Source organism: Achromobacter sp. UBA2119, assembly GCF_002331005.1.
In the GTDB taxonomy this organism is placed as follows: domain Bacteria; phylum Pseudomonadota; class Gammaproteobacteria; order Burkholderiales; family Burkholderiaceae_B; genus Achromobacter; species Achromobacter animicus.
Genome location: NZ_DCYD01000019.1, coordinates 329,523 through 353,838, shown reverse-complemented (window position 1 = coordinate 353,838; position 24,316 = coordinate 329,523). Strand labels below are relative to the sequence as shown.

Sequence of the window (24,316 nt, the reverse complement as noted above, 5' to 3'; positions counted from 1 at the left end):
GTTTCAGGAGGTCAGGGCCTGGATCACGATCACGATGGCCAGGATCAGGCTCAGGCCTTTCCAGAAAGCCACCGGATTGCGTTCCAAGAGGGGCAGGCGTTCGCCGCCGCGCACGTCGGGCGGATTGCGCAGCGCGTGCGTGAATTCGGACAGCTCGGGCGTGCGGTGCTGCGGGTCGGGATGCAGGGCCCGGCTGAGCACGCTGTCGATCCACGCCGGGATTTCGCGTTCCCGGTCCAGCACCGACACGTAGGTCAGCCGTAGTTGCGCGGCGCGGCTGCGCGATCGCGCCACATCGGCGCCGTACGGCAGGCGGCCGGACAGCATCTGGTACAGGATCGCGGCCAGCGAATAGATGTCGGACCGCGTCGTGCCGGCTTCGCCCAGGAAGTACTCGGGCGCCGCATATTGGGCGGTGCCCAGCACCGGCATGGCGTCGTCGCCATCGGCGCCCAGTTCCTGGATGCCGGCCGTGCGGGCCGAGCCCAGATCGATGATCTTTGCCGTGCCGTCGGGCGTGATCAGAATGTTGTCCGGCCGCAGATCCTGATGCACGATCTCCAGCCGGTGAAACGCCTGCAGGCCGCGTGCGATCTGTTCGATGATGGCGATTGCCGGTTCCAGCGCCGGACGCGGATTGGCCGCAATCCATTGCGTCAGCGTGCGCCCTTCGATGTATTCGCTCACGGTGTAGAGCGAGCGGCGCTGCCGCGTACGGGGCCAGGCGCGCACGACGTGGCGGCTGTCGATGCGGCGCGCCAGCCATTCCTCGGTCAAGAGGCGCTCCAGATACGCGGGATCGTGCCGCAGGTCCAGCGAGGGGATCTTGATGACGACGGTGTCGCCGCTGTCGAGGTCTTCAGCCAGGTAGACGTGGCTGCGGCTGCTGGCGCGCAGCTCGTCCGTGATGCGAAAGCCTTCGAACGCCTGACCCACGTCCAGCAACGGCGGACAGGGCAGACTGCCGGAATACTGCGCCATCTCAGCGGCCTGGCGCGCGGGCAGGGCGTCGACGCGCACGATTTGCATGGTCAGGTTGTCGTCGCTGCCGCGGGCAAGCGCCAGCGCGACCAATGCGCGCGCGGCGGCGTCCAGATCGCTGGCGTTGGCGGCCACGGCCTCGCGCAGATCGTCGTCGCCGACATGCTCGTACACGCCATCGGTCGCCAGCAGGAACACGTCGCCGGGTTCCACGGCCTGGGTGTGATAGTCGATTTCCAGATGCGGCGCCAGGCCCAGCGCGCGGCCCAGGTAACTTTTGTCGTGCGCGACCCAGACGCGGTGATCCTCGGTCAGCTGCTCGATCGCGCTATCCCGCAGGCGATAGATGCGCGCGTCGCCGATATGCAGGATGTGCGCGGTGGCGCCCTTGAGCACCATCACGGTCAGCGTGCAGACGTAGCCGCTGTCCTGGTCCTGCCCATGGCGCTGGCGGCTTTGCGAATGCAGCCAGGCGTTGGCCGCGCTGAGCACCTTCTGGGCCGACTTCTTCACGGACCAGGTCTCGGGCGTGCAGTAATAGTCTTCCAGAAAGCTGGCCACCGCCGTCTCGCTGGCGATGTGACTGACGTTGCTGCTGCTGATGCCGTCGGCCAGCGCGATGGCGATGCCCTTGGCGCCCAGCAGCGGCTCGCCCGGCACGCACAGCCCGTGGAAGTCCTGGTTGACGGACTTGACGCCGGGATCGGTGTGCTGGCCCACCGCCACTTTCAGCGAGGCGGCGGGCGCGCCGGGAGAGTAGCCGTCCATGCTGAAGCGATCAGTTGAAGCGGCGCTTGGGCGCGGTCTTCATGTGCGTGGTGTAGAGCGTCAGGCCCGTCAGCGAGATGCCGCCGATCAGGTTGCCCAGCACCACCGGGATTTCGTTCCAGATCATGTAGTCCATGATCGAGAAGTTGCCGCCCATGATCATGGCCGACGGGAACAGGAACATGTTGACGATGGAGTGCTCGAAGCCCATCGCGAAGAACAGCATGACGGGCATCCACATGGCGATGACCTTGCCGCTGACGGTGGTCGAGATCATGGCGCCCACGACGCCCAGCGACACCATCCAGTTGCACAGCACGCCGCGGATGAAGATGGTCAGCATGCCGCCTGCACCGTATTCCTTGTAGCCCAGCGTGCGGTCTTCGCCGATGTGCGAGATGACCTGGCCGACCTTGTTGGGCGGCACCGAAAAGCCGTACGTGAAGACGATGGCCATCAGCACGGCGACGGTCAGCGCGCCCAGGAAGTTGCCCACGAAGACCTTGCCCCAGTGCTTGAGGATGCCGCCCATCGTGACGCCGGGCCGCTTGTCAAAGAGCGCCAGCGGGGTCAGTACGAATACGCCCGTCAGAAGGTCGAAGCCCATCAGGTACAGGATGCAGAACCCGACGGGAAAGAGCGCGGCGCCCAGGATGGGCGAGCCGGTCTGCACCGTGACGGTGACGGCGAAGACCGCGGCAATCGCGAGGATGGCGCCGGCCATGAAGGCGCGGATCAGGACGTCGCGGGTTGCCATGTAAAGCTTCGATTCGCCGGCATCCACCATCTTGGTGACGAACTCGGAGGGAGCGAGGTAGGACATGATGTTTCCTGTTGCTGTGCTGATGTGATGAATACGTTTGCGGCGGCCGTCAGGCGATTTCGACCGCGTCGCCGTTCAAGCGCACCTGCCAGGTCTGCAGGCGCTGCTCGGGAAATTGCACGCAGCTGCCGTCCGCCAGCCGGAAGTGCTGCTTGTAGAGCGGAGACGCCACCACCAGATCGCCGGCCAGCTGGCCCACGATTCCACGGCCGATGACGTTGGCGCCGGACTTCGGGTCGCGGTTCGACACGGCGTACAAGGTCTGGCCCTCGGCGTCGGGCAGGTAGAACAGCGCGACTTGCGCGCCGTCGACCAGGGCGACGACGCCGGAGTTGGCGACGAGGTCCTGGCGGTTGCACGCGTGGCGCCAGGCGGGTTGGGTGTTGGGCAGGGCGGCCATCAGACGATCTCCTCGGCAATCGGGATGACGCGCTGGACGGCGCGCGCCGGGGCCGGACGGGGCTGGCCGCGTTCCTGAACGAACTGGATGTCGGGGTCGCCTTGGCTGTCGTTGACGAAGGTGCGGAAGCGCTTGAGCTTTTCAGGGTCGCTGAGGGCGTTGGCCCATTCGCATTCGTAGCGGTCCACCACCAGTTGCATCTGCGCTTCAAGCTCGGCGCCCAGGCCCAGGCTGTCGTCGATCACGACCGCCTTCAAGTAGTCCAGGCCGCCTTCCAGCGATTCGCGCCACACCGACGTGCGCTGCAGCTTGTCGGCTGTGCGGATGTAGAACATCAAGAGGCGGTCGATGTAGCGGATGAGGGTGGCGTCGTCCAGGTCGGTGGCAAAGAGTTCGGCGTGGCGCGGGCGCATGCCGCCGTTGCCGCACACGTACAGGTTCCAGCCGTTCTCGGTGGCGATGACGCCGATGTCCTTGCTTTGCGCTTCGGCGCATTCGCGGGTGCAGCCGGACACGGCGAACTTCAGCTTGTGCGGCGCGCGCAGGCCTTTGTAGCGGTGCTCGATGTCCAGCGCCATCTTCACGCTGTCCTGCACGCCGAAGCGGCACCAGGTGCTGCCGACGCAGGACTTCACGGTGCGGGTGGACTTGCCGTAGGCGTGGCCCGTCTCGAAGCCGGCGGCGATCAGTTCCGACCAGATGCCGGGCAGCTCGTGCAGTTGCGCGCCGAACAGGTCGATGCGCTGGCCGCCCGTCACCTTGACGTACAGGTTGTATTTCTTGGCGACCATGCCGACGGCGATCAGGCCGTCCGGCGTGACTTCGCCGGCCGGCATGCGCGGCACCACCGAGTAGGTGCCGTTCTTCTGCATGTTGGCCATGAAGGTGTCGTTGGTGTCCTGCAGCGGCACCAGGTGCGGGTCTTGGATGGGCCGGTTCCAGCAGGACGCGAGAATCGAGCCGATGGCGGGCTTGCAGATCTCGCAGCCGACGTGACCACGGCCGTGGCTGGCCAGGATTTCTTCAAAGGTCTCGGCACCGCTCACGCGCACGATCGCGTACAGCTCCTGGCGGGTGTAGGCAAAGTGCTCGCACAGGCTCTTGTCCACCACGACACCGCGGCTGGCCAGTTCGTGTTCGACCACCTGCTTGAGCAGGCCCGCGCAGCCGCCGCAGCCCGAGGCCGCCTTGGTGCAGGCCTTGACGCCCGCCAGGTCCGTACAGCCGCCGTCGATGGCGTCGCAGACGGCGCCCTTGCTGACGTTGTGGCAGGAGCAGATCGTGGCGGTGGCGGGCAGGGCGTCCACGCCCAGCAGCGGCGCGGCCTGGCCTTGCGGCAGGATCAGGCTGGACGGATCCGCGGGCGGTGCGATGCCGTTCTGCGCGTACTGCAGCAGCGTGTCGTAGTAGCTGTTGTCGCCCACCAGCACCGCGCCCAGGACACGCTTGCCGTCCTCGGAGATCACCAGGCGGCGGTAACTGGAGCCGGCCTCATCGATGAAACGGTAACTGCGCGAGCCGGGCGTGGCGCCGTGCGCGTCGCCAATCGACCCCACGTCCACGCCCAACAGCTTGAGCTTCGTGGACATGTCGGCGCCCGAAAACGCCTGTTCCGGCGCGCCGCACAGCTCGGCCGCGACAATGCGGGCCATCTGGTAGCCGGGGGCAACCAGACCGAATACCGTGCCGTTCCACGACGCGCATTCGCCGATGGCGTAGATGTGTTCGTCGCTGCTGCGGCAGCGGTCGTCGATGGCGACACCGCCGCGCTCGGCCAGCGCCAGCCCGGCCTTGCGCGCCAGGAACACCTGCGGACGGATCCCGGCCGAGAACACGATCAGGTCGGTTTCCAGCGGGGCGCCTTCGGCAAAGCGCATGCGGTAGCGGTATTGCGTGCCCGGCTTGATGTCCTGCGTGGCGCGCGACAGGTGCACGCCCACGCCCAGCGCCTCGATGCGCGCCTTCAGCGCCGCGCCGCCGGCCTCGTCCAATTGCACCGGCATCAGGCGCGGCGCGAACTCGACCACGTGCGCTTCCAGATTCAGCGACTTGAGCGCGTTGGCCGCTTCCAGCCCCAAGAGCCCGCCGCCGACAACCACGCCGCGCCGCGCGCCGCTGGCGGCTTCGCGGATCAGGTCCAGGTCGTCGATGCTGCGGTACACCAGGCGCGAATTGCCCTCGGCGCCCGCGATGGGCGGCACGAAGGGATAGGAGCCCGTCGCCAGCACCAGCTTGTCATAGGCGAAGCGGCCATTGGCGGTGATGACTTCCCGGGCGTGGCTGTCGATGTCCAGCACGGGCTCGCCCAGGCGCAGCGTCACGCCGTCCTGCTCATACAGCGAGGCCTCGCCCAGCGCCATCGACTCGGCGTCGCGCCCGTTCAGGTACTCGGACAGATGGACGCGGTCATAGGCGCGGCGGGTTTCTTCGCCAAAGATGGTGATGCGATAGCGCTCGAGGGCGCCGCGGGCGATCAATTGCTCAACGCAATGATGGCCCACCATGCCGTTGCCGATGACAATCAGCGTCTGCAAGGAATCGGAGGTGGCCGCTGCATTCATGGGATTTCCCCAGGCTTGGATTTTCGGTTTCAAAAGACAAACGGCGCCCTGGACCTTTCGGTCGGGGCGCCATTGCCGGTACTGCTCACGTTGTCTTGCCGGGTTTGCACCCGCACATAGGCAATTAAGCAAAGTCCATGCCAGGTATGTCGAGGCGCGATGTGTCGGGAGAAATTCCCTTGCGATTCATAGGGAAGGAGGGCGGTGCGAAGCCGCGATGAGGGGCAGCGGCCCATCCGCGCGGATCCGCGCGCGTGCTTCGTATCGGTGCATATCCGTGTGCGCCCTGCACCCGTTTGGCGCAGCGCAGCATGAATGGCCGTCGGGGCGTGCGGCGGCCGACAGCCGAATCAGGCGAATGCCGCCTGCACCGCGGCAAAGGCGGCCGCGACGAGCGGATCGTTGCGCCGCGCCGCCTGGGTGATGAAGGACAGCTCCGCCTGGATCGACAGGCCTTTCACGAGTTGCAGGCCGCTGGATTGCGATTCGCGCAGCGCGATGGCGTCGCGCGCGAGGGACAGGCCCACGCCCGAGCGCACCAGATCCAGCATCGAAGCCTCCTGATCGACCTCGGCCACCGCGTGCGGCGTAATGCCCAGGGCGTCGAACTTGTCGGACAGCAGGCGGTGGTGGACTGAATCCGGCGGGGTCCAGATCCACGGCAACGCGGCGATTTCCGCCCAGCCCCGTCCCGCGACCTGCGCGCTCCAGCTTTTCGGGGCGACGACGTAATAGGAAAAGGAAGCAAGCGGTTGGGCGTGCAGGCCGGAAGGCTGGCTGCCGTCCCGGGCGTGTGGCCCCAGAAAGAACCCCACGTCCAATTCTCCGGCGCGCACTTGCCGGCCGACCGATCCCGACATGCCGTGCCGCAGGGTGGGGCGGATCTTAGGGTAATGCTCGACCAGATACTGCAGCGTGGCGCCCAGCCGCAGGAATTCCGGGTCCAGGATCGTCCCGATGCGCAATTCGCCTTGAACGGTATCGCGCAACGCGCCGATAGCGCGCTGAAAGTCATCCAGCGCGTCCAGCACCCTTTGCGCCGACGGCAACAGCGCCCGTCCATCCGCGTTAGGCGCCAACCCCTGCGCCGTCCGCGCAAACAGCGTCAGGTCCAGCGACTCCTGAAAATTTTTGAGCTGCAGGCTGAGCGCAGGCTGCGTCAAATGCAGATGCTCGGCCGCGCGCGTCAAATTACCTTCGCGCGCGACGGCGGCAAACGTGCGGATGTGCTTCAGGTCCATGGATGCTCCCGGAAATCGCGTTGGAGGGTGTCAGACACCTCATTTCGTCCTACAAAACCGGTGGTGTCAGACACCTCATTCAGTCCTACAAAATCAGGGGTGTCTGACACCCACCCACACCCGACCAAGCGTGGAAACTGCCGAGCATTATTAGAGACGCTAATAATCCCCTTTTCAACATTTCATTGGACAGCCGCCCCGTCCTGCGCCAGAGTCTTGCCAGATTCCCGGCGCGCGTCCAACGTCGTAGCCGGGGCGGCTCACCGTGGCGGCGTTCGATTAGGACCCGCGACTTGATAAGAAGAGCTTATGGAGACATACGACTACATCATCGTGGGCGCGGGTTCGGCCGGCTGCGTGCTGGCCAACCGCCTGAGCCGCGACCCCGCCGTGCAGGTGCTGCTGCTGGAAGCCGGCGGGCGCGACAACTATCACTGGATTCATATCCCGGTCGGTTACCTGCATTGCATCGGCAATCCGCGCACGGACTGGATGTACCGGACGGCCGAAGAGCCGGGGCTGGGCGGGCGCTCGCTGATCTATCCGCGCGGCCGCGTGCTGGGCGGATGTTCGTCCATCAACGGCATGATCTACATGCGTGGCCAGAAGCAGGACTACGAGGACTGGGCCGCGCTGTCGGGCGACGCGGCCTGGAGCTGGGATCAGGTGTTGCCGGTCTTCAAGCGCAGCGAGGACTATCACCGGGGCGCCGACGAATTCCACGGCGCGGGCGGCGAATGGCGCGTGGAGTCTCAGCGCCTGCGCTGGGACATCCTGGAAGCCTTCGCTTCGGCGGCCGAACAGGAAGGCATCCCGCGCGTGCAGGATTTCAACCGCGGCGACAACTTCGGCAGCGGCTATTTCGAGGTCAACCAGCGCAGCGGCTGGCGCTGGAATACGTCCAAGGCGTTTCTGCGGCCGGTGCGCAAGCGCCCGAACCTGCATGTGATGACTGGCGCGCTGGCCGAACAGCTTGAATTCGATGAAAAGCACTGCGTCGGCGTGCGCGTCAACCAGAACGGCCGCGCGGCGTCGTTGCGCGCACGGCGGGAAGTGGTGCTGGCGGCCGGCGCGGTGAACTCGCCGCACCTCCTGGAAGTCTCCGGCATCGGCGAGCCCGCGCGCCTGCGCGAAGCCGGCATCACGCTGCGCCACGCCTTGCCCGGCGTGGGCGAGAACCTGCAGGACCATCTGCAATTGCGCGTCATCATCAAGGTGAACGGCGTCAAGACGCTGAACCGTATCGCGTCCACGTGGCTGGGCAGGGCGGGCATCGGGCTGGAGTATCTGGTGAGCCGCAGCGGTCCGATGAGCATGGCGCCATCGCAACTGGGCCTGTTCGCCAAATCCGATCCCGGCCAGGACCGCGCCAACGTCGAATTCCACGTGCAGCCGCTGTCGTTGGGGGCGTTCGGCGAACCCCTGCATGGTTTCGACGCCTTCACCGCCAGCGTCTGCAACCTGCGCCCCACGTCGCGCGGCAGCGTGCACGCGCAAGGACCGGCGGGGCAGAAGGGCAGCGAAGCGCCCGTCATCCGGCCAAACTACCTGAGCACCGACGACGACCTGCGCGTGGCTGCCGATTCCATTCGCCTGGTGCGCCGCATTGCCGCCGCGCCCGCCTTGCAGCGATACCGGCCGGACGAATGGCTGCCGGGACCGGCATTCCAGACCGAAGAAGAATTGCGCCAGGCGGCGGGCAAGATCGGCACCACCATCTTCCACCCGGTGGGCACCTGCGCGATGGGCCGGGACGCCGACAGCGGCGCAGTGGTGGACGCGCGGCTGCGCGTGCATGGGCTGCAAGGCCTGCGCATCGCCGACGCGTCGATCATGCCGCGCATCACCTCGGGCAACACCAATTCGCCGACGATCATGATTGCGGAGCGCGCGGCGGACATGATCCGGGAAGAGGCGGGGGCGGCGCGATAGCCGTCCGCCCATGACAACAAGCCGCCCGGTCAGGGGCGGCTTGTCTGGACACGCGCGAATGCGGCGGGTCTAACGCAGCGACCGGTACGTCTCCTGACGCTGCGGATGCGTCAGGATGACCTGCCAAAGCTGCCCTTCGCGCGACCGGAAAAAGCCCGCGCAGCACATCAGGTAGTACTTCCACATCCGGTAGAAGCGGGTGCCGTAGCGCGACTCCAGCGTGGGCCAGGCCTGCTCGAAGCGGTCCCACCATGCCATCAGCGTGCGGTCGTAGTCCGCCCCGAAGTTGTGCCAGTCCTCGACGATGAACCGGCCTTCGACGGCCGTCGCGATTTCGCGCGCCGACGGCAGCTTGCCGTTGGGAAACACGTAGCGGTCGATCCACGGATCGGTGCTCTGGCTGGTGGCCGCGATACCGATGGTGTGCAGCAGGAAAATGCCTTCGGGCGCCATCAGCCGCTGCACGTTGGTGAAGTACGTGTCGTAGTTCTTCGGCCCGACGTGCTCGAACATCCCGACCGACACTACCTTGTCGAAGCGGCCTTGCAGATCGCGGTAGTCCTGCAGCAGCAGCTCCACGGGCAGGCCTTTGACGCGTTCCTGCGCCAGGGCCAGTTGCTCCTTGGACACGGTCACGCCCGTGACCTTGACGCCGTAGCGCTCAGCCGCGAACTTGGCCAGTCCGCCCCAGCCGCAGCCGATGTCCAGCAGCGTCTCGCCTTCCTTCAGTTGCAGCTTGCGGCAGATCATGTCCAGCTTGGCGACCTGCGCCTCCTCCAGCGTCTGGGCGTGTTCCCAATACGCGCAGGAGTAGATCATCCGGCTGTCCAGCATCGCCTCGAACACGTCGTTGCCGGCGTCGTAATGCTGCTCACCGACTTCAAACGCCCGATGCTTGGACTGAAGATTGAACAGCTTGTGGCGCAGGTGTTCGGCGATCAGCTTGATGCGCGCCACGCCCAGCGCCGCCGATCCCATGTCGGCACGCAGCAGGCGGGTGAAGAGCTCGTCCAATTGGTCGCAGTCCCACTCGCCGTCCATGTACGACTCGCCCAGCCCCAACGACCAGCTGGCGAACACCCGCTCGTACATATGCTTGTCATGCACCTGCATGTCCCACGGCCGCGTGCCGTTGATCTGCACGTCGGCGCGCGCCATCAGGTCCTGCAGGATTTTCGGGGGGGCGGGGGGAGGGGAAATGACGCTGGGTTGACCGGCAGGCTGCTCGGTCAGCGGGGTGATGGGACTGCTTTGCTGCATACGGACTCCATATCAATTTTGGGATGACTGATCTGGCAATGCCTGAAGCTTTTTACTGTGCGCCTTGAAAGGTATGCAACTCCAATTTAATGATTGCATCGGGCCCATAGCCAACGGCAATGGGCGGCGGGCCGGGCGAGCGGCGGCGCTCGGAGGATGCAAGGATCGTAGCCACGACGGCCGGGATAGTCCAGAGCAGGCCGCACCGGCGTTGCATAACCGATAAGATAGCGGCCAAATGGCGCAGCCGTGCCGGCGCGCGCCGATCGTGGAGCCTATCGAAGTGGATGCCAGCCTGGAACCCCGTTTGGAATTCGTCACGTGCGCCAGCCCGGCGGGCCTGCACCGCATGGCCTATTGGGAATGGGGCGATCCCGCCAATGACCGCGTGCTGCTCTGCGTGCATGGCCTGACCCGCAGCGGGCGCGACTTTGACGCGCTGGCGCGCCGGCTGGCGGGCACCTACCGCGTGGTCTGCCCCGACGTGGTCGGCCGCGGCCGGTCGGATTGGCTGGTCAATCCGGCGTTCTACACCGTGCCGCAGTACGTGTCCGACATGGTGACGCTCATCGCGCGCCTGCGCCCGGCCAGCCTGTCGTGGGTCGGCACGTCGATGGGCGGGTTGATCGGCATGGCGTTGTCAGGCGCCGCTGCATTCGCCAAGGCCATGCTGGCGATGCGCCCGCATGCCGGCATGCTGCCGCCCGACCAGGGGCTGCGCCTGGACAAACTGGTGCTCAACGACGTGGGCCCGCGTCTGGAAAACGGCGCCCTGTCGCGTATCGGCCAGTACGTGGGCGCGCCTGGTGAATTCGCCACGTTCGCAGAAGCCGTGGCGACGATGCGCGCCAATTCGGAAACCTTCGGTCCGCACACGGACGCCCAATGGGCCGAGCTGGCCAAATACCTGTACCCGGCGCAGGGCGGCAAATGGGTCAAGCACTACGACCTGGCCATCGCCCAGGCGCTGGCGGCCCAGACGCCCGAAGAGCTGGCGGCAGGCGAGCAGATCCTGTGGCGGTCGTATGACGCGCTGGACTGCCCGATCCTGATTGTGCGCGGCGAACTGTCCGACCTGCTGACGCGCGCCACCGTCGAAGAAATGCGCCAGCGCAATCCGCGTGCACAGGCGCTTGAGGTGCCGGGGGTGGGACACGCGCCCACGCTGATCGCGGACGATCAGGTGAACCCGGTGGCGGAATTCCTGCTGTCCTGACCGGCCAGGCGGCAATGTGGGGACGGCACCGCGCTAGGCGCGCCGCCGGGCCTTCTCTACAATAGCCGGATGAAATCGCCCACCCTGAACATCGACCTGCATTGCCATTCCACCGTTTCGGACGGCGCGCTTGCGCCCCGGGACGTGGCGCAGCGGGCGTTCGCCAATGGCGTCGATGTCTGGGCACTGACCGATCACGACGAAGTGGGCGGCATCGCCGAAGCTTCCGCCGCGGCGCAAGAGCTGGGCATGCGCTTTGCCACCGGCGTCGAAGTCTCCGTCACGTGGGCCGGCCTGACCGTGCATATCGTCGGTCTGCGGTTTGATCCCACCAACGCAGCGCTGATCGAAGGCCTGCGCAAGACCCGCTCGGGCCGCGCCGAGCGCGCCAAGCGCATTGGCGACCGACTGGCAGACATGGGGATGCCCGGCGCCTACGAAGGCGCGCTGCCGTTTGCCGGCAACCCCGAACTGATCAGCCGCACGCACTTTGCGCGATACCTGGTGCAAGCCGGTTATTGCCCCGACGTGCAAACCGTTTTCAACAAGCATCTGGGCGACGACTGCCCCGGCCATGTGCCCATGCAATGGGCCACGCTGGCCGACGCCGTGGGCTGGATCCGCGGCGCGGGCGGCCAGGCCGTCATCGCCCACCCGGGCCGCTACAAGTACACGCCCCTGCAGTTTGCCGCGCTGTTTGACGAATTCCTGCAATTGGGCGGCGTGGGCATCGAGGTCAACACGGGCAGCCACACCGTGGAAGAAGCCCGCCAGTACGCCGAGGTGGCGCGCCGCTACGGCTTTCTGGCCTCGCGCGGCTCGGACTTCCACAGTCCCAAGGAAAGCCGGATGGACCTGGGCCAACTGCCGCCGCTGCCATCCGACCTGAAGCCGGTCTGGCACGACTGGTTCTGACGCGGGCGGCCCGCGCCGCTCATTCCGAAAGCTTCGACAGTGATCGCGCCATCGCGATGCAACCGCCATGAATAAAGCCTTTGTTAAAGAGTCCGACCACGAGGACGACGACGATCTGCCGCAGGCCCAAGCGTTGCCGGCCGGCACCAAGAACTACATGACGCCCGAGGGTTACGAGCGCCTGCGCGGCGAGCTGACCCAGCTGATGAACGTGGAACGTCCGGCCGTCGTGCAGGTGGTGTCGTGGGCCGCGTCCAACGGCGACCGCTCGGAAAACGGCGACTATCTTTACGGCAAGAAGCGCCTGCGCGAGATCGACCGCCGCATGCGGTTCCTGACCAAGCGCCTGGACATCGCCGAGGTCGTGGACCCCAAGGCGCAACCCAACCGCGACCAGGCCTTCTTCGGCGCCACGGTCGTCTACGTGGACAAGGCCGGCGAGGAACACACCGTCACCATCGTCGGCGTGGACGAGGCCGAACCCCTGGCCGGCAAGATCAGCTGGATCTCGCCGGTGGCGCGCGCGCTGATCAAGGCGCGGGAAGGCGACACGGTGGTGCTGCGCACGCCGGCCGGCATCGATGAGCTGGATATTCTGGAAGTCAGCTATCCGGAATAGGGAAGTCAGACGCCCAAAAAGATAACGGGCGCCGGTTGTGGCCGGCGCCCGTTTGGTGGGCGGGATTCTAGCGTCCCTGCCTCGGTTGGCGGCTTGCGCCGCCGGTTCCCCTGGGGCTTGCTGCGAAACTTTCGCGGTTTGCTTCTTGCGGGTTACTTCTTGCGTTCTGCGATCGACTTTTCGGCCTTGTTGACCAGGTCCTCGCCGATCTGCTTCTTCCACTTTTCATAGACCGGCTTGGTGGCCTTCACGAAGGCGTCGTGATCGGCCTGCGACAGCGTCGTCACCGTCACGCCGTGGCCGGCGATTTCCTTGAGCAGCGACGGGTCTTCGGGCGTGACGCCCTTGCGCGCGATCACGATCTGCTGCTTGCCGGCGTCCAGCGCGGCCTGGCGCACGATGTCGCGGTCCTTTTCCGACCAGGAATTCCAGACTTCGCGGTTGACCACGAAGATCAGCGGATCGGCCACGTAGTTCCACAACGTCAGGTACTTCTGACCCACGGTGTAGAGCTTGGAGCCCGTGTAGATCGACAGCGGATTCTCCTGGCCGTCGACCGCGCCGCTGGCCAGCGCGGGTTGCGCGTCCGCCCAGCTCATCTGCGTGGGATTGGCGCCCAGTGCGGTGAACGTGTCGATGTACAGCGGCGACCCGACCACGCGCAGCTTCATGCCCTTCATGTCCTCGGGCCGCTTGATCTCACGCTTGGAGTTGCTGACCTGGCGGTAGCCGTTTTCGCCCCAGGCCAGCGGCACCACGCCGGCCTTTTCGATGAGCTTGAACATGTCCTTGCCCACGTCGCCTTGCACCAGCGCGTCGATGGCGGCGTAGTCGGGCATCAGGAAGGGCAGGGAGAACAGGTTCAGCTGCTTGACCTGTGGCGACCAGTTGATGGTCGAGCCCACGGCCATGTCGATCACGCCCTGGCGGATCGCCGTGAACTCGCGGGTCTGGTCGCCCTGTACCAGCGAGGTGCCGGGGTAGACCTTGATGTTGATGCGGCCTTCGGTGCGCTCGCGCACCAGGTTCGACCAGATCTCGGCGCCCTGGCCCCACGGGAACGTGGTGCCCACGACGATGGAGAGTTTGTACTCGGGCTTGTAGTTCTGCGCATGCACGGGCGCCATGCCCACCACGGCTGCCGCGCACAGCGCTGCGCCGATCAGGTTGCGGAATTTCATGTTGCGTCTCCTCTCTCTGCGAGTCTTTCTGTTGTTGTCATCCATGGCCGGGAACCCTTGCCGGGCCGGCCCCGTCCAGCCTCTCTCAATAACCCAGTTTGCGCGGCAGCCACAGCGCCAGTTCGGGAAACACCAGCACCGCGACCAGCACCATGAACATCGCGCCCAGCAGCCACACCACCCAGCGCACGGTCGATTCCATCGGCACGCGCGCGATGCGGCACGACACCATCAGGTTCACGGCCAGCGGCGGCGTGAACTGGCCCAGCGCCACCTTCAAGGTCAGGATCACGCCAAACCACACCGGATCCCAGCCGTAGGCATTGGCGATCGGCATGAGCAGCGGCACGAAAATCAGAAAGATCGAGATGCCGTCCAGGAACATGCCCACGGTCATCAGCAGCAGGATCAGCAGCGCCAGCACGCCCCATTCGCCCAGACCGGAATTGACGATGGCATGCGTGATCGGGTCGATCACGCTCAGCGTCGACAGGGCCCACGCAAAGATCCCGGCCAGCGTCACCACCAGCATGATCACGGCGGACAGCTCGGCGGCTTCGCGCAGGATTTTGTAGAGGTCGCGGAACTTGATGGTGCGGTGGATGAAGCCGCCCACGAACAGGCCATAGAACACCGCGACGACGGCGGCCTCGGTCGGCGTGAACCAGCCCATCCGCATGCCGCCCAGGATCAGCACGGGGGCAGCCAGGCCCCAGGACGCTTCGCGCAGGCTCTTCCAGAACGGCGGGCGGGGCAGGTGCGCTTCCAGCGCGCCCATCTTGTACTTGCGGCTCAGCCACACGGCCGGAATGATCAGCGCAAAGCCAGCCAGGATGCCCGGGATCATGCCGGCGGCAAACAGCGCGGGCACCGATGCGCCCGGCACCAGCACGGAATAGATGATGAAGGCCACGGATGGCGGGATCAGGATATCGGTGGCGGCGCCGGCGGCCACCACGGACGCCGAGAACGACCCCGGATAGCCGGCGCGCGACATTGCGGTGATCATCACCGCGCCCACGGCCGCGGCGCAGGCCGGTCCCGAGCCCGAGATGCCGCCCAGAAACATGGCCACTGCAATCGACACCAGCGGCAGCATGCCCGGACCGCGTCCGACGATGGCAATCGCAAAGTCCACCAGCCGCTTGGCCACGCCCGAGCGGTCGAAGATGGAACCCACCAGCACGAACATCGGAATCGCCAGCAGCGGGTACTTCGCCAGCCCGGCATAGAAGTTCTGCGGCACCGTCAGCAGGCCATACCAGGGCGTATCCAGGTTGGTCAGCACGATCGCCACCGTGCCGCCAATGCCCAGCGCGACGCCAACCGGCACGCCGATGATCATCAGGACGATGAAGACGGTAAAGAGGATGGCGGCGATCATCGCTGGGCTTCCTGGCCCGGCGCGCGCACGAGGCGGCGCAACGTGCCGAGCGTGCGCAGCGAAATCGCGGCGGCCATGACCGGCAGCCAGATCGAATACCACCAGGTCGGCACACCGATGGCCGGCGAGGTTTCCTCGTAGATGTATTCGTCATAAACCAGCTTGACCGACAGCACGGTCAGCAACACGAAGAACCCCAGCACGCAGCCGTTCGAGATCAGCGCCATGATGCGCTGGCGGCGCGGCGATCCCGAGTCCGCCAGGATCTCGATGCGGATGTGATGATTGCGCACGAACGCCACGCTGCCGCCTGCCATCGTCAGCACGATCAGGAGGAACACGGAGATTTCTTCCGTCCAGGCGAAAGACTGATCGGTGAAGTAGCGCACCAGCACGTTCAGGAAAGTGATGATGGCCAACGTCGCCAGCAGGATCACGGCCAGCCAGTCCTCAACGGCCAGCGGCACCTTCACGGCGGGATCTGCTTCTACGGGGATGATCGGTTCTACGGGCTCGGCGGGGGCTTCTGGGCGGGACATGTGAGGCAGCGGCCAGCGGGCGCGGGGAGGGCGCTTTTCTTGTTGGAAGGGTCGCTGCATCCTACCGTTGCGCTGCCGGGCCAGGTCTTCGTGTTTTCCCGCAATGCGGGGTCGAAGCAACATGCTGCGCTGCGTCAACGGGGCGGTGCAGGAACGCCGCCGGGAGGGCAAAAGAGCTGCCTTCCGTCCCGTGGTGCCGCCGATATTGCTTTGCACCATCGCAGTGCGCGGGCCGCGGAATTCTTTTGTAACAATGGCCAAATCGGACCGCTGGAACCCGCCGCGAACTTCGGCTCCGGGAAAACCCCTTAAACGGGTAAAATCCCTGCTTTGCACCCCTCTTTATACGGCGCCCGCATCGTGTCCCTAGTTCAGCATCTGCCTGGTTCCTCCGTCCTGTCCTCCTTTCGACGTGATCGCCTTCTGGCGCAATTGAAGGAAGCCGGCCTGCCGGTGGCCGACATATCCGCCCGCTACGAGCACTTCGTCAGCACCGACGCCGCCCTGACGGCGGAACAGCAGCAGCAACTGTCGCAACTGCTCGACTACGGCACGCCCGCCACGGGGGACGCGCCCGCCAAGAGCGTGTCCCTGCTGGTCATCCCGCGCCTCGGCACGATCTCCCCCTGGGCCAGCAAGGCCACCGACATCGCCCACAACTGCGGCCTGTCGTCGGTGCATCGCATTGAACGCGGCGTGCGCTATGTCATTACGCCCGAACGCGGCCTGCTCGGCGCCAAGTCGCTCGACGAAGCCATGCTGGCGCGCGCGGCCGACTGCCTGCACGACCGCATGACCGAAACCGTGGTGGACGCCAGCTTCGACGGCCAGGCGCTGTTCCAGCCGTTGGCCGGCAAGCCCATGCGCACGGTCGACGTCCAGACGCGCGGCGCCGATGCGCTGGTCGAAGCCAACACCACGCTGGGCCTGGCCCTGTCCGACGACGAGATCGAATACCTGGCCAAGTCCTTCACCGACCTGGGCCGCGATCCCACCGACGTCGAGCTGATGATGTTCGCGCAGGCCAACAGCGAACACTGCCGCCACAAGATCTTCAACGCCGAATGGGTCATCGACGGCCAGTCGCAGCCCAACACGCTGTTCGGCATGATCCGCGCCACGCACAAGGCGCAGCCGCAAGGCACCGTCGTCGCTTATTCGGACAACGCCGCCATCATGGAAGGCGGCCCTGCGCAGCGCTTCCAGGCCGGCGTGCCGGGCCTGGCAGGCCAGGGCGCCGACAGCGCCAAGTACATCCGCCGCGACACCACCGTTCATACGCTCATGAAGGTGGAAACGCACAACCACCCGACCGCCATCGCCCCGTTCCCCGGTGCGTCTACCGGCAACGGCGGCGAAATCCGCGACGAAGGCGCCACCGGCCGCGGCTCCAAGCCCAAGGCGGGCCTCACGGGCTTCACCGTGTCGCACCTGCGCTTTGACGACGCGCTGCAACCCTGGGAAACCGACCACCACGGCCTGCCGGATCGCATCGCTTCGCCCCTGTCCATCATGATCGACGGCCCCATCGGCGGCGCCGCGTTCAACAACGAATTCGGCCGTCCCAACCTGCTGGGTTATTTCCGCTCGTTCGAGCAGACCGCCGGCGGCACGCGCTGGGGCTATCACAAGCCCATCATGATCGCGGGCGGCCTGGGCAGCATCGACGCCGGCCTCACGCACAAGGATGTGATTCCCCCCGGCGCGCTGCTGATCCAATTGGGCGGCCCGGGCTTCCGCATCGGCATGGGCGGCGGCGCTGCCTCCAGCATCAGCATGGGCAGCAACTCGGCTGAACTGGACTTCGACTCCGTCCAGCGCGGCAATCCCGAAATCGAACGCCGCGCCCAAGAGGTCATCGACCGCTGCTGGCAGCAGGCCGAGAACAACCCCATCATCGCGATCCACGACGTCGGTGCGGGCGGCCTGTCCAACGCATTCCCCGAACTGGTCAACGACGCCGGCCGCGGCGCCATCTTCGACCTGAAGCGCGTGCCTCTCGAAGAATCGGGCCTGTCGCCCGCCGAAATCTGGAGCAACGAATCGCAGGAACGCTACGTCCTGTCGATCCTGCCGCAAGACCTGGAACGCTTTGACGCCATCGCCCGCCGCGAACGCTGCCCGTACGCAGTGGTGGGCGTGGCCACCGAAGAGCGGCAGCTGCGCGTGGTGGACGGCGAAGGCCTGCCCGGTCTGGACACGATCCGCCCGCAAGGCGACGCCGAAGTGCGCCCTGTGGACGTGCCCATCGACGTCATCCTGGGCAAGCCGCCGCGCATGACCCGCGACGTGACGCGCCTGCCCGGCGTGTCCGAGCCGCTGGATCTGGCCGGCATCGACCTGACCGAAGCCGCCTACCGCGTGCTGCGCCACCCCACCGTAGCCAACAAGTCCTTCCTCATCACCATCGGCGACCGCACCGTTGGCGGTCTGTCCAGCCGCGACCAGATGGTCGGCCCGTGGCAGGTGCCGGTTGCCGACTGCGCCGTCACGCTGGCCGACTACGAAGGCTTCCGCGGCGAAGCCATGTCGATGGGCGAACGCACTCCGATCGCCATGCTGGACGCCCCGGCCTCGGGCCGCATGGCCGTGGCCGAAGCCCTGACCAACCTGGCCGCCGCCGACGTGGCGCGCCTTGAAGACATCAAGCTGTCGGCCAACTGGATGGCCGCCTGCGGTGTGGCCGGCCAGGATGCCGCGCTGTACGACACCGTGTCCGCCGTCAGCGAACTGTGCCAGGCCACCGGCCTGTCCATCCCGGTCGGCAAGGACTCGCTGTCCATGAAGACCTCCTGGGAACAGGACGGCGAGCAGCGCCAGGTCGTGGCGCCCGTGTCGCTGATCATCACGGCGTTCGCACCCGTTGCTGATGTCCGCGCCAGCCTGACGCCGCAACTGCGCACCGACGCCGGCGACAGCGTCCTGATCCTGATCGACCTGGGCCGTGGCCGTCACCGCATGGGCGGCTCGATCCTGGCGCAGACCTACAACCAGGTCGGCCAGACCGTGCCGGACATCGACGCGCCGCAAGATCTGCGCGCCTTCTTCGTCACCATCCGCACGCTGGCCGAAGCCGGCACCATCCTGTCCTATCACGACCGTTCCGATGGCGGCCTGTTCGCCACGCTGGTCGAAATGGCCTTCGCCGGCCGCACCGGCATCTCGGTCAACCTGGACATGCTGACCTTCGACCCGCAGTCGGCCGATTGGGGCGACTACAAGATCCGTCCGGAACAGGTCGCCGTGCAGCGCGACGAACTGACGCTGAAGGCCCTGTTCTCGGAAGAAGCGGGCGCCGTCATCCAGGTGCCGGCCTCGCAACGCGACGCCGTCATGCAGGTGCTGCGCGGCGCGGGCCTGTCGGCGCACTCGCACGTCATCGGCGGCCTGAATGCCGCCGACGAAGTCGAGTTCTACCGCGACGGCCGCAAGGTCTGGGGCCAGCCGCGCGCCGATCTGGGCCGCGCGTGGTCCGAGGTCTCGCACCGCATCATGGCGCGCCGCGACAACCCCGCGTGCGCCCAGGCTGAACTGGACGTCTGGAACGACACCAAGGATCCGGGCATGAGCCCGACCGTGGCCTTCGACCCGCAAGAGGACGTGGCCGCGCCGTTCATCAATACCGGCAAGCGTCCGCGCGTGGCCATCCTGCGCGAGCAGGGCTGCAACAGCCAGGTCGAAATGGCCTGGGCCTTCGATACCTCGGGCTTCGAGGCCATCGACGTCCACATGACCGACCTCCTGTCCGGTCGCCTGGACCTGGCCCAGATGCAGGGCCTGGTCGCCGTCGGCGGCTTCAGCTACGGCGACGTGCTGGGCGCCGGCGAAGGCTGGGCGCGCACCATCCGCTTCAACAGCAAGCTGTCGGATCAGTTCGCCGCGTACTTCGCGCGTCCCGATACCTTTGCGCTGGGCGTTTGCAACGGCTGCCAGATGATGGCCGCGCTGGCGCCCATGATCCCGGGCGCCGAGCACTGGCCGCGCTTCACGCGCAACCAGTCCGAAAAGTACGAAGCCCGCCTGTCGATGGTGGAAATCGCCAAGTCGCCGTCGATCTTCTTTGCCGGCATGGAAGGCGCCCGCGTGCCGGTCGCCGTGGCTCATGGCGAAGGCTTTGCCGACTTCTCGCAGCAGGGCGACGCCAGCCGCGTGCTGGCCGGCGCGCGCTTCATCGACAACTATGGCCAAGCCACCGAAGCCTATCCGTTCAACCCGAACGGCAGCCCGGGCGGCCTGACCTCGGTCACCACGGCCGACGGCCGCTTCACGGTGATGATGCCGCACCCGGAACGCGTGACCCGCAACGTCATGATGTCGTGGGCGCCCGAGAAGTGGGGCAATGCGGACTCGGGCGGTGCGTTCAGCCCGTGGATGCGCATCTTCCGCAACGCGCGCGCCTGGCTGAAGTAAGCGTTTCGGGCTAAGCCCCGAACCCCTGGCCACCGAAACCGCCGCGGCTCGTCCGCGGCGGTTTTGCGTTGACGGCCTTGCCGCGGCGGCGATGATTCCGCCGCCGAAGGGGGGAGCGCTGGCGGCAGGCGCACAAGCTGTCTGCCACGCGGTCCGCTCAACGCATGTAACCCGGTGAAATATTTAACTTTTCATTGCATTGCGCCGTTAAGGGGAAAGCGTTACGCAACCCCCGGAGTGGCTTTCAATGTTCAAGAATTTAAGTATCCGCGCAATCCTGACGACCGCCTTGGCCGTCTTCTTTGCACTCTTTCTGGTGACCGGCATCGCGGTCTACCAGCAACTGACCTCCAACCGCACCTCGATCGAGGTGATGCTGGACACCAACCTGGTCCGCGCCAATTCGCTGGACGACGCGGCGTCGGACCTGCTGCGCGCCCGCGTGGTGCTGCTGGCGGCGCATAGCGCGCTGCTCGAAGGCAAGAGCCTGGACACGACGGCCAGCAACATGCAGCGCATGGACAGCTACGTCACCAAGGCCACCGGTCAGATCGAAGCCGCGCGCAAGCTGCCGGAAACGTCGCCGCAGGGCAAGCCTTTGTTCGAGGCCGCGCTGGCCGCCTACGACGTCTACGTGCGCGAGGCCATCGGCCCGATGATCGCCGCCATTCGCGCCGGCGACGCCAAGGAGGCCGGCCGCATCAATCAGGAAAAGGTCAGCCCGCTGGGCACCAAGTTCACCCAGGCCAACCAGCAATATGTGGACTTCGCCGACGAAGTCGGCCAGCGCGTGGCGCGCGATTCCGCCGCGCGCATCAATACCGCGATCGTCTTCCTGATCTGTCTGCTGGTCGTGGTGGCCGCACTGGTCGTGGGCCTGTATGTGGTCTTCGGCCGCGCCGTCTTCCGTCCGTTGCATGAAGCCGGGCGCCTGTTCGACCGCATCGCCAGCGGCGACCTGACCAACCGCATCGAGCAGCGCGGCAACAATGAGATCGGCGTCCTGTACGGCGCCGTCAAGCGCATGCAGGACAGCCTGGCGCGCACGGTGTCGGCCGTCCGCCTGGGCGTTGAAGAGATCCACACCGGCTCGCGCGAAATCGCCGCGGGCAACATCGACCTGTCCTCGCGCACCGAGCAGCAGGCCGCCTCGCTGGAAGAAACCGCCGCCAGCATGGACGAACTGTCCTCCACCGTGAAGAACAACGCCGACAGCTCGCGCAGCGCGGCGCAACTGGCGATGGCGGCATCCGAAGTCGCCACGCGAGGCGGCCAGGCGGTCGGCGACGTGGTCGGCACGATGCGCGGCATTGCCGACAGCTCGCATCGCATCTCCGACATCGTCGGCGTGATCGATGGCATTGCCTTCCAGACCAACATCCTGGCGCTGAACGCCGCGGTCGAAGCCGCGCGCGCGGGCGAGCAGGGCAAGGGTTTCGCCGTGGTGGCCAGCGAAGTGCGCGCGCTGGCGCAGCGCAGCGCCGCCGCCGCCAAGGAGATCAAGGGCCTGATCGACGACTCCGTGCAGAAGGTTTCGGTGGGTTCGGACCAGGTGGAGGCCGCCGGCGCCACCATGCAGGAGATCGTGACGTCGGTGCGCCGCGTGGCGGACATCATCAACGAGATCTCCAGTGCGTCCGAGGAGCAGTCGCAGGGCATCGAGCAGGTGAACCAGGCCGTGTCGCAGATGGACAGCGTGACGCAGCAGAACGCGGCGCTGGTCGAAGAGGCCGCGGCCTCGGCGGCATCGCTGGAAACGCAGGCCCAGCGCCTGCGCGACGCCGTTGCGGTGTTCAAACTGCAATCCGGCCGGGTGATCGACGCTGAAGCTCCCGCGCTGGACAACCGCGGCGCTGAACCGGCCCTCATCGGCGCCTGATTCCGCCCGCCAAAGTTACGCGCCAATAAAAAGCCGGCCCCGAAGGCCGGCTTGCACGTACCACGCAAGGCCCCGACGCAACGCGCCGGGGCCTTTCGCATTACTGGTCGAGCTGGATCTTGGCGTCGTTGGCGACGTTCTTCCACTTCTTCACGTCGCTGGCGATCACTTGCTGGAAGGCGTCCGACGATCCGGCCACCACGGTGCCGCCCAGGCTGGCCATCTTGGCCTTCACTTCCGGCGTGTTCAGCGCCTTGACCGAGGCGTCGTGCAGCTTGGTCTTCACGGCTTCGGGCAGGTTCTTCGGGGCCAGCAGGCCGTTCCACGCGTTGGCTTCATAGCGCGTCAGGCCGGCTTCCTTGAAGGTCGGCGTGTCGGGCAGTTCCGGCGAACGCACGTCGGCGGCTATGGCGATCGGGCGGATCTGGCCGCTCTTGATGTAGGGCAGCGAGGCCGGCACCGGTTCCCAGATCATCGACACCTGGCCGCTGATCACGTCGGTGAAAGCGGGGCCCGCGCCGCGGTAGGCGATGTGCATCAGGTGCGAACCCGTCATCGACTTCATCAGTTCCATGGCCAGGTTGCCCAGGCCGCCCGCGCCGGACGACGCGTACGTGTACTTGTCCGGATTGGCCTTCGATTGCGCGATCAGCGCGTTCAGGTCGGCGGCGGGGAAGTCCTTGGTGACGCTCAGCACGCCGGGCACGGTGACCAGTTGCGTGATGGCCGTAAAGTCCTGCGACGCATCGTACGTCAGGTTCTTGTAGACGGCGGGGTTCGTGCCGTGGGTGCTGGAGGAGGCCAGCAGGATGGTGTAGCCGTCGGGTGCGGCGTCGGCGACGTAGCGCGTGCCGATCGAACCGCCTGCGCCCGCCTTGTTCTCGACCACCACCGTGACGCCGAGTTCGGTGCCCAGTTGCGCGGCGAAGACGCGGCCGATGATGTCGGCGGTGCCGCCCGGCGCGAACGGCACGATCATGCGGATGGGCTTGCTCGGGTAGTCGGACTGCTGGGCCGAAGCGCCGGCCGCCAGCGTGGCGCCGGTCAGGAGCGCCAGGGCGATGGTGGTTTTCTTCAGGGTCATCTGTATCTCCACGAGAAGGTTAGTCGAGGCTGCGATCGAGCCAATCGACGATCAATCCGGCAATGTGGTCGCTGTTGCGATCCAGCATGCAGAAGTGCGAGTTGCCGGCGATGCCGGCAGCGGGCAGGTCCAGCACGTCGGCGCGTTGTCCGGCCGCGCGCAGGGCGTTCCAATAGGCGTCCGTCTGGGCGCGATAGCGCTGCCAGGTGTCGTCCGCGGTGAAGTGATCGCCCCAGACCAGCAGTTGCGGGGGCAACTGACAGGAGGCCTGGGCCGGGGTGCCGGTGGGTTCAACGGCCACGACGGCGCGCACGGTCGCGGCATATTCCTGCGCGAGCTGCGTGACAAAGCCGCCGCCCTGGCTGTGGCCGACCAGGATGCAAGGGCCCACGAAGTCGAGCAGCGCGCGATAGGCGTCCAGCGCCATGTCGCCGTGCGTCAGCCAGCGCGGGACGAATTGTTTGGAAAAGGTGTCGAATGCCTCGACCGGAAACTGCTGGCCCGGATACGCCTGGCGCGGTTCGCCAGCCGGCGCATAGCCCGAGGCCGGGCCGATGCGGAACAGCCGCCACGCTTCTTCCTTTGATCGGAAGATGGGGGCCGAATCGTAGACTTCAGGAAACATCGCCCACGAGGCGCGGCCGCGTTCCGGCGCGTCGGACACGAAGACGTCCTAGCCGGCCTGCAGCAGGCGCCACAACCAGCCGTCGCGGCCATCCGGCGTGCTTTCCCATTGCGCGCCGGTCATTCCGCCGCCATGCCATAGCAGGACGGGGTAAGGCCGCGTCGGCTGGGCGAGGCGATACTCCTGGACATACAACTGGCCGACGCTGTAGCCGCCGTTCATGTCGATGAGCCGGGGCGACGCATTGCCAACCACCTTTTGCTGCTGCATCGGCAGTCCGCCGGCCACGACTTCGAAGCCGCCCAGGTAATGGCTGCGGATGGACTTGAGCTGGACAGGGATGTCGGACATAGGGTTTTCCAGGAGTGGATGCGGGGATAATAGTTGCAAGGTGTTTCTGTCTTGTGCAAAATGCGCACTGGTTGTGCCGAACAGGCACAGCCGATGAGCCGCTGGCCAACACGCATCCAGCCCCGGACAGACATGGGGCGGGGCAGG

The 24,316-nt window shown here is 66.4% G+C and carries 16 protein-coding genes and 1 pseudogene; 6 read left to right on the top strand and 11 right to left on the bottom strand.

All coding sequences use genetic code 11. The features are described 5' to 3' along the window. Positions 1-3 precede the first annotated feature (3 nt). The 5 genes from B3098_RS25115 to B3098_RS25095 form a co-directional block, all read right to left on the bottom strand. The gene (locus B3098_RS25115) at positions 4-1,749 is read right to left on the bottom strand and encodes a bifunctional protein-serine/threonine kinase/phosphatase (protein WP_286899722.1); all 1,746 of its coding nucleotides are present in this window, start codon (positions 1,747-1,749) and stop codon (positions 4-6) included. A 10-nt stretch (positions 1,750-1,759) separates the two neighbouring features. After that, positions 1,760-2,572 carry a formate/nitrite transporter family protein gene (locus B3098_RS25110; RefSeq protein WP_056562246.1) on the bottom strand — a complete coding sequence of 271 codons (813 nt, stop codon included), beginning with the start codon at positions 2,570-2,572 and terminating at the stop codon, positions 1,760-1,762. A 49-nt stretch (positions 2,573-2,621) separates the two neighbouring features. Then, entirely contained in the window at positions 2,622-2,972 is a 351-nt protein-coding gene (gene nirD, locus B3098_RS25105) for a nitrite reductase small subunit NirD (protein ID WP_279972093.1), read from the bottom strand. Next, on the bottom strand, positions 2,972-5,533 hold the full coding sequence (nirB, locus tag B3098_RS25100) for a nitrite reductase large subunit NirB (RefSeq protein WP_175121136.1): 2,562 nt from the start codon (positions 5,531-5,533) through the stop codon (positions 2,972-2,974). Before nirB ends, nirD begins: the two co-directional genes overlap by 1 nt. 350 nt (positions 5,534-5,883) lie before the next feature. After that, on the bottom strand, positions 5,884-6,774 hold the full coding sequence (locus tag B3098_RS25095; protein WP_286899719.1) for a LysR family transcriptional regulator: 891 nt from the start codon (positions 6,772-6,774) through the stop codon (positions 5,884-5,886). 309 nt (positions 6,775-7,083) lie between these two features. Here B3098_RS25095 and B3098_RS25090 point away from each other — a divergent pair, with 309 nt between their 5' ends. Continuing rightward, positions 7,084-8,706, top strand: a complete 1,623-nt coding sequence (locus B3098_RS25090; RefSeq protein WP_175121138.1) for a GMC family oxidoreductase — start codon at positions 7,084-7,086, stop codon at positions 8,704-8,706. A gap of 69 nt (positions 8,707-8,775) precedes the next feature. On the opposite strand, the gene cfa is transcribed toward B3098_RS25090, so the two are convergent. Beyond that, the gene (gene cfa / locus B3098_RS25085; RefSeq protein WP_175136175.1) at positions 8,776-9,966 is read right to left on the bottom strand and encodes a cyclopropane fatty acyl phospholipid synthase; all 1,191 of its coding nucleotides are present in this window, start codon (positions 9,964-9,966) and stop codon (positions 8,776-8,778) included. Between the two features lie 238 nt (positions 9,967-10,204). Here cfa and B3098_RS25080 point away from each other — a divergent pair, with 238 nt between their 5' ends. The 3 genes from B3098_RS25080 (at position 10,205) to greB (ending at position 12,716) form a co-directional block, all read left to right on the top strand. Next, positions 10,205-11,182 (top strand): alpha/beta fold hydrolase, encoded by a 978-nt coding sequence (locus tag B3098_RS25080; RefSeq protein WP_286899717.1) that lies wholly within the window; start codon positions 10,205-10,207, stop codon positions 11,180-11,182. Between the two features lie 69 nt (positions 11,183-11,251). Further along, the gene (locus tag B3098_RS25075; RefSeq protein WP_191575517.1) at positions 11,252-12,097 is read left to right on the top strand and encodes a 3',5'-nucleoside bisphosphate phosphatase; all 846 of its coding nucleotides are present in this window, start codon (positions 11,252-11,254) and stop codon (positions 12,095-12,097) included. Between the two features lie 67 nt (positions 12,098-12,164). After that, positions 12,165-12,716, top strand: coding sequence for a transcription elongation factor GreB (gene greB, locus B3098_RS25070; RefSeq protein ID WP_056319052.1), 552 nt, complete (start codon positions 12,165-12,167; stop codon positions 12,714-12,716). A gap of 152 nt (positions 12,717-12,868) precedes the next feature. On the opposite strand, the gene B3098_RS25065 is transcribed toward greB, so the two are convergent. The 3 genes from B3098_RS25065 to B3098_RS25055 form a co-directional block, all read right to left on the bottom strand. Further along, positions 12,869-13,897: a DctP family TRAP transporter solute-binding subunit gene (locus B3098_RS25065; RefSeq protein ID WP_218344222.1), complete on the bottom strand. Its 1,029-nt coding sequence runs from the start codon at positions 13,895-13,897 to the stop codon at positions 12,869-12,871. An 85-nt stretch (positions 13,898-13,982) separates the two neighbouring features. Then, positions 13,983-15,281, bottom strand: coding sequence for a TRAP transporter large permease (locus B3098_RS25060; protein WP_056562218.1), 1,299 nt, complete (start codon positions 15,279-15,281; stop codon positions 13,983-13,985). Beyond that, entirely contained in the window at positions 15,278-15,820 is a 543-nt protein-coding gene (locus B3098_RS25055) for a TRAP transporter small permease (protein WP_175136177.1), read from the bottom strand. The genes B3098_RS25060 and B3098_RS25055 overlap by 4 nt, the downstream gene beginning before the upstream one ends. 360 nt (positions 15,821-16,180) lie before the next feature. Here B3098_RS25055 and purL point away from each other — a divergent pair, with 360 nt between their 5' ends. Next, positions 16,181-20,230, top strand: coding sequence for a phosphoribosylformylglycinamidine synthase (gene purL, locus B3098_RS25050; protein ID WP_286899709.1), 4,050 nt, complete (start codon positions 16,181-16,183; stop codon positions 20,228-20,230). Positions 20,231-20,477: 247 nt separating this feature from the next. Continuing rightward, the gene (locus B3098_RS25045) at positions 20,478-22,109 is read left to right on the top strand and encodes a methyl-accepting chemotaxis protein (protein WP_175121145.1); all 1,632 of its coding nucleotides are present in this window, start codon (positions 20,478-20,480) and stop codon (positions 22,107-22,109) included. A 100-nt stretch (positions 22,110-22,209) separates the two neighbouring features. Here B3098_RS25045 and B3098_RS25040 read toward each other — a convergent pair whose 3' ends face one another. After that, positions 22,210-23,193: a Bug family tripartite tricarboxylate transporter substrate binding protein gene (locus tag B3098_RS25040; RefSeq protein WP_175121146.1), complete on the bottom strand. Its 984-nt coding sequence runs from the start codon at positions 23,191-23,193 to the stop codon at positions 22,210-22,212. A gap of 19 nt (positions 23,194-23,212) precedes the next feature. Then, positions 23,213-24,169 (bottom strand): annotated as a pseudogene (locus tag B3098_RS25035) (alpha/beta fold hydrolase). Positions 24,170-24,316 lie beyond the last annotated feature (147 nt).

Coding starts and splice junctions, on each gene's coding strand:
- B3098_RS25115 (WP_286899722.1), bottom strand. CDS start 1,749: ATGGACGGCTACTCTCCCGGCGCGCCCGCCGCCTCGCTGAAAGTGGCG.
- B3098_RS25110 (WP_056562246.1), bottom strand. CDS start 2,572: ATGTCCTACCTCGCTCCCTCCGAGTTCGTCACCAAGATGGTGGATGCC.
- nirD (WP_279972093.1), bottom strand. CDS start 2,972: ATGGCCGCCCTGCCCAACACCCAACCCGCCTGGCGCCACGCGTGCAAC.
- nirB (WP_175121136.1), bottom strand. CDS start 5,533: ATGAATGCAGCGGCCACCTCCGATTCCTTGCAGACGCTGATTGTCATC.
- B3098_RS25095 (WP_286899719.1), bottom strand. CDS start 6,774: ATGGACCTGAAGCACATCCGCACGTTTGCCGCCGTCGCGCGCGAAGGT.
- B3098_RS25090 (WP_175121138.1), top strand. CDS start 7,084: ATGGAGACATACGACTACATCATCGTGGGCGCGGGTTCGGCCGGCTGC.
- cfa (WP_175136175.1), bottom strand. CDS start 9,966: ATGCAGCAAAGCAGTCCCATCACCCCGCTGACCGAGCAGCCTGCCGGT.
- B3098_RS25080 (WP_286899717.1), top strand. CDS start 10,205: ATGGCGCAGCCGTGCCGGCGCGCGCCGATCGTGGAGCCTATCGAAGTG.
- B3098_RS25075 (WP_191575517.1), top strand. CDS start 11,252: ATGAAATCGCCCACCCTGAACATCGACCTGCATTGCCATTCCACCGTT.
- greB (WP_056319052.1), top strand. CDS start 12,165: ATGAATAAAGCCTTTGTTAAAGAGTCCGACCACGAGGACGACGACGAT.
- B3098_RS25065 (WP_218344222.1), bottom strand. CDS start 13,897: ATGAAATTCCGCAACCTGATCGGCGCAGCGCTGTGCGCGGCAGCCGTG.
- B3098_RS25060 (WP_056562218.1), bottom strand. CDS start 15,281: ATGATCGCCGCCATCCTCTTTACCGTCTTCATCGTCCTGATGATCATC.
- B3098_RS25055 (WP_175136177.1), bottom strand. CDS start 15,820: ATGTCCCGCCCAGAAGCCCCCGCCGAGCCCGTAGAACCGATCATCCCC.
- B3098_RS25045 (WP_175121145.1), top strand. CDS start 20,478: ATGTTCAAGAATTTAAGTATCCGCGCAATCCTGACGACCGCCTTGGCC.
- B3098_RS25040 (WP_175121146.1), bottom strand. CDS start 23,193: ATGACCCTGAAGAAAACCACCATCGCCCTGGCGCTCCTGACCGGCGCC.